Here is a 13,263-nt window from a genome sequence, read left to right on the forward strand (position 1 = left end):
ATGCTATTGACGGTCATTTTGCTGATTTAAAGAATAAATTACGCAATCATAATGGATTGTCCTTAAAGCGTAAAATGAGGTTTATAGATGAGTTTTTAAAGGCATAGAAGCTCTCTAAAAATATCAATCAGACAAAGAAAATGCTATTTAAATTCAAATCAAAATTTAGTAAAAAATTAGAGCCTAAAAAATGTCCATTAGAAACAATCGTCTAAAAAACAGCCTAATTTTTGTCCATTATACCAGTTTTTATAACTTGAGCCTTTCTGCAAATATAAGCATAAATTGGTTTAAAACAATACCCCAATTTTGGATAGGCATACTCCATTTTTTGGTAGCTTCCCTCAGTGCTAAGAAAACCGACTTTTGAACGGCTTCATCTGTTGGGAAAGACGGCTTGTTTTTGGTGTATTTTCTAATCTAACCATTCAGATTCTCAATAGCCTTGATGAATGATGATCCTATGTTTTTCCAACTGATGATTGATTTCAGAAAGCAAAGAATCAAAGGCTTTCTTTTCGGTAAGCTCGGTGCGAAATTGACTTAAAACACTGTAGCTCGGTACAGAATCTTCCAACTGCATACCGCAGAATTTCATCGCCGATAGGCTATCATTTACATGCTCTTCTACCTTGACATCCGAGAGGTTGTTCCACATCCCGATAAGTAGCATTTTGAACAGCAAGAGTCCATCGTAAGGTTTTTCACCCGAGGCGGAAAGTCCTTTTTAATAGTGTTCGTCGATGATAGCGGAAATAGGTTTCCAATCGATAATGGTATCGACTTGTGCATAAAAAGAGCCTTTTCGGGTGCGTCTTTCTACATCGTAAGCAGCAAAGGACATAGCGGATAGGGTTTTGGTGCGTTTCATGAAGCAAATATATAAAATAATCAACTAAGAATCAATTGGTTAAATGATTTCTTCTCATTTTTTACCGTGCAAAGGGCTCGATTTTTTATAGTATCATACTTTTTGCTGAACGATCAAAAACTTTAGGAAAACCACCAAATAAAAAGGGAAGCTGTCCGAAAAGGCAGCTTCCTCTTTTCAGTATTTTTACGATTAAAATTCCTAATCAAAATCTTCTATGATTTTAACGGTCAGAACGTCAGATTTGCCACTATGTTTATCTTTTATGGTAACCTGGGTTTCTCCAAGCTCAAGAGCTGTAATATAAAGATATATAACTCCATTTACATCCAATTCTTCAGTTCTTGTAAAATTAATTTTTCCTGGTTCTGAAACAGTAATCTCAAAATCACCACTTCCTTGTATTTCCACGGAAGAGTTTTCGCCTTTAAACATTATTAATCTTGTCAAATCCAAATTGAAATCAGGTAGCTTTTTTACTTCTACGTCAACCTGATGAGAAGTAATACCATCAGAAATGGTAACATTCGTTCTACCAACATTTACAGCTTTTATATATATTGTTTCGGATTCTTCTACTCTGTCGAATACAGCAATATTTGGATCTTCCGAAACACAGTGTTCCTTAATAGGCATCCCCTTAAGGAGAGCCGTAGTTCCGTATTTACCAACAAATACGCTTATTTTTGTACGACCTATTTCTAATACTTCTGCTTTCTTAACTTTTACACTAATTGTCTTATTTTTATTAGATTGCGTGTCAGTTACAGTGATAACTGCATCTCCTTCTGAAACTCCGTTGATGGTTAATGTTGTGCCCGAAACATTTACAGTTGCCACACTTTCTGCATTAGAAGTGACTGTAAATTCTCCAGAGCCTCCGGTGATAGTAACTTGCTGATTTTGATTTTCATTAAGTGTAACATTACTTGTAGATAACTGGAAGTCAGTATTTTTCTCTCTTACAGTAACCTGTATCACTCCTGAACTTTTTGTTACATTATCTGTTATTGTAACTTGAGTTGTCCCTGCTTTTTTACCCTCAATACCAAAAAAGTAAGTATCGCCTCCTCCATAATTATTAGGTTCTGAAACTGTTACAAGATCAGAATTTTGAATACTTATGGAAAAATTACCACTTCCTTGTACTCCTGCACCAATGGAGGATTCTCCCTCTTTTATGTCTATTATATTTTTAAGTAATTTGAATTCAGGTACCTTAGTTACTATCGCCGTAACCTGAAACGAGGTTACACCATCAGAAATCGTTACTTTTGTAGTCCCTTTACCTACTCCTCTTATGTAGGCATAAGTCTCCCCAAACGTATTGGTTTCTACTCGGTCAAACACCGCTATACTCGGATTTTCTGACGTACAATGTTCCTTCACAGGCATTCCACTAATAACCTGCGTATCTCCAAAACCTCCTACAATCAGCTCAACTCTTTTTCGAACTATGTCCAATTTTCCAGTTGCTGCCTTAACTTTCACATTGATGGTTTTGGTTTTGTTAGATTGTGTGTCAGTTACGGTAATAACAGCATCTCCTCCTGAAGCTCCATTAATAGTCAATGTCGTTCCCGAAACATTTACAGTTGCCACACTTTCTGCATTAGAAGTGGCTGAAAATTTCCCAGAACCTCCAGTGATTGCAACTTGTTGATTTTGATTTACACTAAGCGTAGCTTCATTTGTAGATAGTTTAAAATCAGCGTACTGTGAAATTACTGAGATTTTTACCGATTTTCCTGTCTGTGGATTGCTAATCGTAATTTCAGATTTTCCTCCTTTTTTAGCCTCAATTCTTATATTTTGATTTTCTAAAGTAGCTGTAATAAAGTCATTATTTACAGATAATTGGAAAGGACCCTCGCCAGAAGTAATTACAACATTTGTAACTTCTCCTATATTCAAAGAAATCGCTTCTTTGCTTACCTCAATATTTTCTAAAGCTGTTACTTCCACCTCAAGATTTGTTGACTTTTTAGAAACCGCATCCGTTACAGTAATTGTTGATTTTCCTGCTTTTACACCTGTGATTTTTATGGTTTTTCCTTCCAGTATAACTGTAACATTTTGATTATCAGAAGATATATCAAATTTATTTCCTTCAGAAGTTATATTCACAGAAGTGGTCGCTTTTTCTTTCAAAACTACTTTATTTTGGGATAAATTTACGAATGTAAATACTAATACATTGATAACTGATTTTTCTTGTGTTTTTACATCAGTAACCGTAATTTGAGTTCTACCTGTTTTTTTTGCAGAAATTTTAATCCCTTTTCCATTAGATGTAGCAGTTGCTATTTCAGTATTTTCCGAACTTGCCATAAAAGGTCCTACCCCCGAAATAGCAAGAATAGTGTGTTCCGCATTAGGATGTAACTCTATATCCGTTTTTTCCAATTGCAGAGACTCATTAACAACGACCTCAACAGCAAAAGTGCGGTTTGTTTTAGTATCTAAAACTGTAATGATGGATTTACCACCTTTCAACGCACTTATTTTTACATTGGTTTCCTTTACAGTAGCGCGTACCACATCGTTGCTTGATGTTACCTCATAAGGACCTTCTCCTTGTGAAATAGCGATGTTTTTTTCTTCTCCCTTTTTCATCTGTACCTTATCTGTTTCCACTTCAATTGACTTGAAAACAGTAATTTCAACAGTTGCTGTCTGATTGGTTTTTGTGTCAATAACGCTAACAACAGACTTACCAGGTTTCAATGCGGTTATTTTCAGCTCTTTATCTTCTTCAAATGCTTTTACCCCATCATTATCTGTCTCAATATTGAAAGGACCTTCTCCTGTCAAAAGTTTTATAACCTCTTCTTCGTTTACGCGAAGTTCTACTTTATTTTTTTCTAAAGAGACTGTTTTATAAACGGTTACATCAACTTTTGTTGAGCGGTTGATCTTGGTATTAGTTACCGAAACAATTGTTTTCCCTGCCTTTTTTCCTGTTATTTTGATGGTTTTTCCCTCCAAAGTGGCGGTCGCTATCTCTTCATTTTCAACATCTACGGAAAAAGTGCTTTCGTCAGCTATGGTTACCATTGTTTCAGAATTCTCTCCTAAACCGACCTCGTTTTCTGACAGGTTTACTGCCTGAGAAACCGTTAGCTCCACAGTCGTTTTTTTATGTTGAGCATCGGTCAAAGTTATCACAGTTTTCCCTGATTTTAAAACATTTATGGTGATTAAATTTTCATTAACAGAAACTTTAGCAACCCCCACATCAGAGGATTGTACTTTATATTTTCCGTTTCCTGTAAGAATTTTTAAGGTTTTATTATCTCCCTCAAATAAGGAAAGCATTTTCTCCTCCAGGGTAAGCTCTACTGGAATATTGGACATTTTATCGTCTTTCTCACAAGACCACAAAAATGCTAATCCAAAGACGATTAGCCCTAAAATAAAAGGTATTTTTTTCATTTCGATATTATTTTAATATTATAAAGTGATTGTTTTATATTTTATTACTCTTTAGGAATCACCAACTTAAACCCTTTCCCGCGAAGTAAGATACTTTCTCCGCGAACTTTCTCAACATATAGTCGGTTTGTTCCGTTGGTTATTCCAAAATAACTGCTCTCCACAGGATATATTTCCATCTGAACATCAATATGTCGCCCTTGTTTCGGATTCAGAATAGATGAAATTTTCAAAGCTCGTTGAGTGGATTGTGGCTGTACCTCTCCGTACGGATTAACTCCTGTTGCCATCCACACCCCTACTCCTTTGCGTTTGACTATCATTTTGGGAGTAATTTGGCGAGAAAGCGTTCGCCTTGTATTGTCATAATACCCATAAACTCGTGAATCTCCACCAGATTCAGCAATTACCTTTAACTGCTTAGTTTCAACCCCTTGTGCGGAAATACGAACAACGGCTTCCCCTTCATAACGGGCAAACAACTCCAAAATTTTGGTATTTCCGTTCCATTTGTAAAGCAAAATTCCGTCGGGGTCATCAACTTCCAACGTAGGTTCATCACCCCCACCGTCTATACTCACAAACTTGCTTTCTTCATTGGGGTAAATTCGAACCACCTCCTGACTAATACTCACCTGAGGGGGAACTACATTGATTTTCAAATGTGCTTTCTTGTCGTGCGAAATTACCGTTGCAAAGGTTTCTCCCTCAAACAACCCTTTGATTTTGAGCGTATCCTGATGTACGGAGGCTTGTGCCACTTTGGAATTTTCGATGTTCACGGCAAACTTCTCATTTCCGCCCGAAAGCAAAATATATCGCGTGGTTTGTTTATTGACCGAAACCTCACGGAGCGACTGCTCGTCCTGCCCGATTTTTATTTCAGGAATTGCATTGTGATTTTCCTTCTCGCACGAAGCAAAAAGACTTAAAATGGCAATACTTATGATAATCGTATATTTCATAACTCTCTTATTTTCATTTATTACTGAACTTCCAAATCATATTCTATTTCCCATTGACGGTCAACGGCTTCAATTATAATGATTTTCAACTTCTGTTTTCCTTTTTGGGGGAAGGTAAGCTGGTCGCCGTTGGGTTGTACTTCTTTTCCGTTTACAAAATAGGTAATTCTGGCAGAAGCATCAGCCAAATCATTGTAAAACAAATCAATCGTTTGCCTACAAATACCATCATCGTTAAGCGTACGCAAGTGCGGAACACGCCTAATGTCATTGATACCGTACTGCATTGATTGTGTTCCTTTGGTAATATGGTTAGTATATTCGGACGCATTGGCTCCCTTCACGGCTCTTACTTTGAACGTGTAGTTGGTTTCTGGTTCCAAACCTCTTACTAAAAACGAATTGGTAACGACACGTTGCGGAGCTTGTGCATCTACCACAACTTCCCATTGCAATTGGGGGTCAGCTTCCTTATCCCACGACAGAAGAGCTTCCCGCTGGAAGGTCTGAACCTGAAAACGAGTTGGAGCAGATAATTGCGTATTTCCTCCTCCTGCCTCGCCCTTATATACCAACGATACATCATCAATCAGAATGTAACCGCTTCCACTGGAACGACTCATTACAAAAGCCACTCCCATTTTGGTAATCCCAATAGGTACAGTAAGTTCCACCTCGCGTTTTGTCCATTCTGAGGCTTTGGGAGTTACTTTTCCTTTGGAATCTCTTTTTATAGGAGAAGCACTGGAACTGTTATACCAACTTACTACAAGTTCCATATTCTCACGATTTATTGTGCCTTTGTACCAATACGTTAGCAGATAAGTTGCTCCCTCTTGAACATCAATCGCTGCCGAACTGTAATTGTCATCAATCACATAAAATTGACCTGCATTGGCATACAATTTAGGACAATATTGCCCCGAACGTGCCTGTTCATTCCCAAAATCATCATTTCTAAAAAATATATTGTTTGAAAAACTCCAATTTTTGGGCTTTTTCCCCGGAGTATATTCCTCAAATCCTCCGTTAGGGATTAAATTTTCCTGTGCTTGGGCAATCCACGAAAGCCCCAAAAGCAATGTTATAAGTATTCGTTTCATATTTATCGTATTTCTGTAATTTCTGTTACACGTCACTTCGAGTGAATTTTATCGCAGTGCCAACGAAGATAAAGTTTGTATCGAGAAGTGATTTTATTCCCTGAAAGTTCTCGATACATTTTTCTTTCGCTAACGCTACAGAAAAACACTCGAACTGACGAGCCTAATTCTATTTTTCATCTTTTATCATTCATAAACCTCGTTACACGTCACTTCGAGTGAATTTTATCGTAGTGCTAACGAAGATAAGATTTGTATCGAGAAGTGATTTTATTCCCTGAAAGTTCTCGATACATTTTTCTTTCGCTAACGCTACAGAAAAACACTCGAACCGATGAACACTCAATTTGGTTAAAATTTTTTCTTTGCTAAATTAGGCAATTTCTCATACTCTCCGTCTATTAACGCTTGTTTTTTCTTTTGTGACCATTTTTTTATTTTCTTTTCAAATTCAATCGCTTGATTTATATCCGTAAAAGTTGCATAGTAAACCAATTCTACCGGTAATCTACTCGCTGTGTAGGAATTAGGATATTTCCCCGATTGATGTTCTTTTAGCCTTTCCCCTAAATTGGAAGTAACTCCTGTATAAAAAGTTTTGTCAGAACACAGTAAAATGTACACAAATGATTCCATACTTACCTTATCATTCAAATTTTCTTTGGTATGATTTATTCCTTTAATCAATCGACCCTCCTCGTCACTTCGAGTGAATTTTATCGTAGTGCAACGAAGATAAAATTTGTATCGAGAAGTGATTTTTACTCCAAAAGTTCTCAATACATTTTTCTTTCGCTAACGCTACAGAAAAACACTCGAACTGACGACCCTAATTCTATTTTTCATCTTTTATCATTCATAAACCTCGTTACACGTCACTTCGAGTGAATTTTATCGTAGTGCCAACGAAGATAAAATTTGTACCGAGAAGTGATTTTATTCCCCGAAAGTTCTCGATACATTTTTCTTTCGCTAACGCTACAGAAAAACACTCGAACTGACGAGTCACGTCCTAACTGATTGTCAATCACTTATAATGCCTATACTAATTTACCTTACAAATCATTTGAATTTACACTATCTTTTACCTCTTAATCTGCTCAATTGAAATGCCAAAAGGTTTGCCCACTTCCGTAGCGATGTGCTTTAACGAACCCTGCGTTTGAGCGTTAGAAAGTAAACGCTGTTTGTCCCACAATCCGTTTCCGAGTAGAAACTGTTGCAAAAGACGTTGTACTTCCTCCCGAGAATAGTAAAGTTCTCCCTGTGGATTTCGGGCAAATTGTAACGCATAAATAAGCCCATAAGCCCTTGAAATAAAAGGGAATGCGTATCCGCCTCTCTCGTCTAAATTGGCAAGGGTATTCTCCCCAATCAAAATGTTCATCGTGCGAATGGCAATGGCTCGTGAGAGTTCCTCCCGAATGATATGAAGATGTTGTTTCATATCCTCATAACGGTATCGCTCCAATTCGATACGTCCTTGCACAAATGCGTTAAAAATACGTACTTCGCTGTTTTTGAGCAAGGGAATCCCTTCGGCTCGCACCAACGGACGCAAAAAGGTGTAATATCCGTACGCCAAATCCCAATGATGCTCCAACTCAGTGTAATTTCGCCCAGGAGGAAGCACTACATCTTCGTGTTTCTTGCGAAGCGTCTCATCGCTGAGAAAACTTTCATTAAGATGATAATTTAGCACCTTATCCAAATAAATTGCCCCAAAAACGGCATAACGAAACGCTTCCGCCACCACAATTCCTTTTTCATCGGCAAAAGCTAAGTTTACATCGCCGATATTGTTGCCAATGTAGCCCGTTCGCCCTTGTCGCAATGCTTGTCGCCGAATATCAGAAGGATTTTCTGTGCCGTAGCCCCCGATTCGGGCAGAAGTTTCGATAAAATCGGTCAAATCTTTTTGAATCGCTTCCCGATTGGCTCGATGCAATTCCGATTTGGCAACTTCCTCTTTGGGTTTTAAATGGCTGTAAATCCCGTCGTTATAGTATCTGAAAACTACTTGATAATCTGCCTGATTCATTATTCTTGCTTCTTTCAAATAACTGTTGTACAACACGTCCAACGGTTCTTTAAGCAAACTGCATTCAAGCAAATCTACACTGCTACTTCCGTTACGGGAAAAGCTGTATTTATATTCAGGCGGAAGCGGTTCCAAATATGCCGATTCCACCGTTTCGCCTTCGCCCTTATTACAAGCGACGAGCATCAAAAGCATTGTAAATAATGTATATTTTCGCATTTCGTTTTGTTTTTCCTCCGTTACACAAATCAAACTAAAAATCAATCAACTACGGCAGAATAATATACTCGCAATAAGGTTGCGGAATTCTGTTAGGTCCTTCGCTATTTTGGTTCTGTTCAACGCTTAACACAGGAACGACCACCAATCCGTCATCAGAAACCGCCGTAATACTGGCGTTTACCCCCGACCCTCTGTCGCCAATCCCATTCACCGAAAGATACATCGGAAAACCAGACTTCACTTTGTAAGTAAATGCAAATTCTTTGTCTTTTTCCATAGTGAAATTCAACGAGTTATCAGAAGCATCACTCCCAACGGTTTGTATGCTTTTATCCGCTGCAACAAACCGCACCACGTAACGCGATTTTGTAGCAGCCCGTTCTTCACGATACCTGCATTTGAGGGTAATTTCATATTCCCGCTGATTTTCAAGCGTTACCCCTGGATAGCGGTAATTTTGCAATGCCTCATCAGGATTGCAAATGCGTATCCTCATATCTTCATAGGCGTTTTCGGGCTTTTCAATGGGTTTGAGGGGAAACAACTTTTCGTAATCCTCCTCCACAGGGTCGCTGTCTTTTACATTACAGGAAAAAAATCCGAGTAAACCTGCCAACAATACATATTTTATATTCTTCATTTATCTAAAAATTTCTTTTTTTTGGTGTAATATTCATTTTAAGTTGATTCCGTCACTTCGAGTGAATTTTATCGTAATGCAATGGAGATAAAATTTGTATCGAGAAGTGGTTTTACCCTTCTAAAAGTTCTCGATACGATTTGCTCCGCTCCGCAAATCACTCGAACTGACAAACTCAATACTACTTCATTTTTTACATAAATATACTTTTAAATCCGTCATTTATACTTGCTCTCCGTCACTTCAAGTGAATTTTATCGCAATGTAATGGAGATAAAATTTGTATCGAGAAGTGATTTCCTAATATCCTAAAGTTCTCAATACGATTTGCTACGCTACGCTTCGCAAATCACTCGAACTGACAAACTCTATTATCTCTTTGTGCTAAACAGTTTAATTAAAGACTAATTTATCTATTAAATTTTTTCTTAGCTAAATTAGGTAAATCTTCATAATTTCCTTCTATCAATGCTTGTTTTTTCTTTTGCGACCATTTCTTAATTTTCTTTTCAAATTCAATAGCTTGATTTATATCCGTAAAAGTTGCATAGTAAACCAATTCTACGGGTAATCTGCTTGCCGTGTACGAATTAGGATACTTACCCGATTGATGCTCTTTTAACCTTTCACCCAAATTGGAAGTAACTCCCGTATAAAAAGTTTTATCCGAACATAATAAAATGTACACAAACGACTCCATATTTTACCAATTTTAAAAGTTCTTAAACCAACATCATTTATATCTACTCTCCGTCACTTCGAGTGAATTTTATCGCAATGCAATGGAGATAAAATTTGTGTCGAGAAACGATTTCCTATATCCTAAAAAGTTCTCGATACGATTTGCTACGCTACGCTTCGCAAATCACTCGAACTGACGAGTTACATTCTGCTTTACTTTTTTTATACATTCTCCATAAATGTATTTCTTTATTTGAATCAACAATGTATTTAACTAATTATTCTATACTCTTACTTCCGTCACTTCGAGTGAATTTTATCGCAATGCAATGGAGATAAAATTTGTGTCGAGAAACGATTTCCTATATCCTAAAAAGTTCTCGATACGATTTGCTACGCTACGCTTCGCAAATCACTCGAACTGACGAGTTACATTCTGCTTTACTTTTTTTATACATTCTCCATAAATGTATTTCTTTATTTGAATCAACAATGTATTTAACTAATTATTCTATACTCTTACTTCCGTCACTTCGAGTGAATTTTATCGCAATGCAATGGAGATAAAATTTGTGTCGAGAAACGATTTCCTATATCCTAAAAAGTTCTCGATACGATTTGCTACGTTCCACTCCGCAAATCACTCGAACTGACGAGCAGTATTCTACTTTTCCTTTACAGTACCTCTTTATTTTTCCAAACACCCCTACATTCCTTCATCGGTGATTTCCGCTATAAAATAGGTGGGTTCGCCATCGGGATAAAGATGTTTGCTCACATACATTTCCCGTTTAAGAATCGCGTCATACACTTTCACCAATTCGCATACAAATTTATCACCCCGACGTTCAAAATCGCGAAAAATATACTTCTCCGTATAACGAAGCCCCGTGCGGAAGGTCAGCCCCTGCTCCGTTCCCACGTATCCCGAACCCAATCCGGTGCTTTCCTTGGCAATTCGCGGATTTACAAGGTCTGGTTTTTTATTGAAACGAAACAAATAGTACCGTTTTTCGATGATTTCTCTCAGAAATTGGTTATACTGAGGCGTTCCACGTGTACTACGAACAATCATATCGCTTTGAAAGAAAATACGACTTCCTTTGCGGATTACCACCTGCGGATTTTTCATCTGTTCGAAAATCTTTCGGTTTTTGTAAGATTCCGTAAGTGCATTATCGGTTGTATTGCGAGTATCTTCCCAATCAATTGGCGACTTCAATTTTTCAAAAACGACATACTCCCGAGCTGGTTCAATGTACGAAGCTGTTTTGAAAACCAAATTATTTTCAAAATCTCTTCCTGCGTACATAAAATCAGAATTTCCTGAAAATCGGTCGTTTACCAAGTGATGAATGTAATTAAAGGTGGTGAAACTAAGCTGTGTAAAGGTGTTTTGCTTGATTTCAAACTCACTTTCTTTGGTTTCCACCATTGATTTACTGTCATAATCGGCACGCATTTGCACGGTTCCTTTATCATCAAATTTCATCAGGAAATAAAATCCGCCATAGCCGTAACGCTCACGAAACAAAGGGTCTTTTTCCAAAATTTCATCTTTGTTAGCAAACAACAGCGAATCGGTTTTCGGAAAATAAAGCACCTTCCAACCATACGGAGCTTCGGTCAGTTCTTTACGTAACGCCTTGATGTTCTGCAAATTTCTGTCAGAAGGCGATACTTCCGAAGGCTCCTCTTTCTTACAGGAAATCATTCCCACCAAAACTATCAAAAATAAATATCTTTTCATTAAAACTTAACTTTAAAATTCAATAAACATTTTCAGGTTGTGTTATAAAAAGTATGATGCTGGTTTTGATTGTCAGGCTGAGCAAAGTCAGCGAAGACTTGGAGCTGAGTATGTGCATTGAAGCCCTGTAATGATAAGGCTTCGTCACATACTCCGTTTTCACGGACTTTGCTCAGCCTGACAAAAACACTTCTTTTTTTAAGGGCATCATACTTTTTACATCACCTTCCATTTTCAAATCCTCAAAAAACGTCATACTATTTATTTTTTATTCCATACGGTCGCCTTTTTACTCCGTACCGACTTCTTTTTGCTTCGTACCGACATCTTTTTGCTTCGTACCGACATCTTTTTACTTCATACGGTCGCTTTTTTACTTCCTTTCTTTCAAAAATATCAAAAAATTATCTGTTTACGAATGATTTGATACGTTGTACACTCAAAAGCTGCATCCGTTTGAGGTTGATTTTTACTTCTTTTTTAAAATATTCCTCTACAAACGCCTGTTTTTTAAGTAATTGTTCCTTGGCTACACGAACCTCTTGCTCTTCGTCTGCCGTACCACTAATGGAAGTACCTCCGAGGGTAATGGCATCGGTAATTTCCTTAGAACTATGTGTGAGATAAGCACTTACAATTTCAGCAAAATCATCTTCGGGGGAAAGCATTGAGTGAATGGTAAAAAATCCGCGGCGATTGGCTATTGCTCCTTCGGTTAGGATAACATCGGAAGTACGTGCCACCTCACAATCAGAGCTATACAACTTTTCGTTGGTTCGGATGGATTTCCCTACGCTGAAAAACCCCAAACGTGCTTGTTGGTAATCCTGCTCGGACGAAATCACGTAAGTGAACCCTGTATTGTCTTTATCACGACTACAATCGGATATTTTTTTGATATATCTTCCGATAGGCTCTTTGCTTGGAAGATCCTTGGAATCAGACACATACCCACTGCTAATCAATGCGAACTTATCCCGCTCATACGGAAGCAATTCCATCAATCGTTTGGCAAACTGATGATGTACGCTACGCATCAGCACATATACTTTTTCGTAATCCTTCGGGTCGAAATCATTGACGTTGTACAGAAACATCTCGGCGGTAGTACCCGTGTGATTCGCAAGTAGTTCCACACCGTGAGCGTCCAAATTTTTTCCGCCGTACATATAAATCTTAATCGGGTTTTTCTCCTTCATAAAATGGCTTCCTCCCACATTGTTGAGCGTGTAGGTTTCGAGCCACAAAAACTTAATGGCTTCCAACATCTTTTGAACATTTTCAGCCTCAGGCGGATAGGTATAACTTCCTTTCTGAGCAGTGTTTCCGTTCCATCGATAATCCACCTCAATGCCATACGGTAGCGTGAGTTCATTGTGTATCCACGTATCCAATTCGGTGTAGTTGCGTTGCACAATATTGGCTTCCACCACACTTTGGTCGGAAAGTTTTTCTTGGGAACACCCCAACAACGCCATTGATATTACGATATATATTTTTTTCATCATATGTTTATTATTCATTTATGTTTTCAAACGGAAAAGATACATCTTTT

At 37.8% G+C, this 13,263-nt stretch carries 11 protein-coding genes and 1 pseudogene; all 12 read right to left on the reverse strand.

All coding sequences use genetic code 11. The features are described from left to right. Window positions 1–249 precede the first annotated feature (249 nt). Window positions 250–441 (reverse strand): annotated as a pseudogene (locus tag ACF3OB_RS06735) (IS256 family transposase); the annotation flags it as partial. Further along, on the reverse strand, window positions 437–673 hold the full coding sequence (locus ACF3OB_RS06740; protein WP_172914854.1) for a transposase: 237 nt from the start codon (window positions 671–673) through the stop codon (window positions 437–439). The gene ACF3OB_RS06740 and the pseudogene ACF3OB_RS06735, both read right to left, overlap by 5 nt. Window positions 674–727: 54 nt before the next feature. After that, window positions 728–871 (reverse strand): hypothetical protein, encoded by a 144-nt coding sequence (locus tag ACF3OB_RS06745; RefSeq protein WP_157909006.1) that lies wholly within the window; start codon window positions 869–871, stop codon window positions 728–730. Between the two features lie 201 nt (window positions 872–1,072). After that, entirely contained in the window at window positions 1,073–4,306 is a 3,234-nt protein-coding gene (locus ACF3OB_RS06750; protein WP_392447202.1) for a hypothetical protein, read from the reverse strand. A gap of 44 nt (window positions 4,307–4,350) precedes the next feature. After that, window positions 4,351–5,271, reverse strand: a complete 921-nt coding sequence (locus tag ACF3OB_RS06755; RefSeq protein ID WP_232751847.1) for a hypothetical protein — start codon at window positions 5,269–5,271, stop codon at window positions 4,351–4,353. A gap of 20 nt (window positions 5,272–5,291) precedes the next feature. Continuing rightward, entirely contained in the window at window positions 5,292–6,374 is a 1,083-nt protein-coding gene (locus ACF3OB_RS06760) for a fibronectin type III domain-containing protein (protein ID WP_392419894.1), read from the reverse strand. Between the two features lie 351 nt (window positions 6,375–6,725). Further along, the gene (locus ACF3OB_RS06765) at window positions 6,726–7,010 is read right to left on the reverse strand and encodes a GIY-YIG nuclease family protein (protein ID WP_392448763.1); all 285 of its coding nucleotides are present in this window, start codon (window positions 7,008–7,010) and stop codon (window positions 6,726–6,728) included. Window positions 7,011–7,458: 448 nt separating this feature from the next. Further along, window positions 7,459–8,634: a DUF4856 domain-containing protein gene (locus ACF3OB_RS06770; protein WP_392447204.1), complete on the reverse strand. Its 1,176-nt coding sequence runs from the start codon at window positions 8,632–8,634 to the stop codon at window positions 7,459–7,461. Window positions 8,635–8,683: 49 nt separating this feature from the next. Next, a complete protein-coding gene (locus tag ACF3OB_RS06775) occupies window positions 8,684–9,277 on the reverse strand; it encodes a hypothetical protein (RefSeq protein WP_095893651.1) in 594 nt (197 codons plus the stop codon). Window positions 9,278–9,686: 409 nt separating this feature from the next. Next, window positions 9,687–9,977 carry a GIY-YIG nuclease family protein gene (locus tag ACF3OB_RS06780; protein WP_095893650.1) on the reverse strand — a complete coding sequence of 97 codons (291 nt, stop codon included), beginning with the start codon at window positions 9,975–9,977 and terminating at the stop codon, window positions 9,687–9,689. Window positions 9,978–10,664: 687 nt separating this feature from the next. Continuing rightward, window positions 10,665–11,708, reverse strand: a complete 1,044-nt coding sequence (locus tag ACF3OB_RS06785; RefSeq protein ID WP_392419896.1) for a DUF4302 domain-containing protein — start codon at window positions 11,706–11,708, stop codon at window positions 10,665–10,667. A gap of 404 nt (window positions 11,709–12,112) precedes the next feature. After that, window positions 12,113–13,216, reverse strand: a complete 1,104-nt coding sequence (locus tag ACF3OB_RS06790) for a putative zinc-binding metallopeptidase (RefSeq protein WP_173014943.1) — start codon at window positions 13,214–13,216, stop codon at window positions 12,113–12,115. Window positions 13,217–13,263 lie beyond the last annotated feature (47 nt).

The sequence above is a fragment of the Capnocytophaga canis genome (genome assembly GCF_043187445.1).
Classification (GTDB): Bacteria; Bacteroidota; Bacteroidia; order Flavobacteriales; family Flavobacteriaceae; genus Capnocytophaga; species Capnocytophaga canis.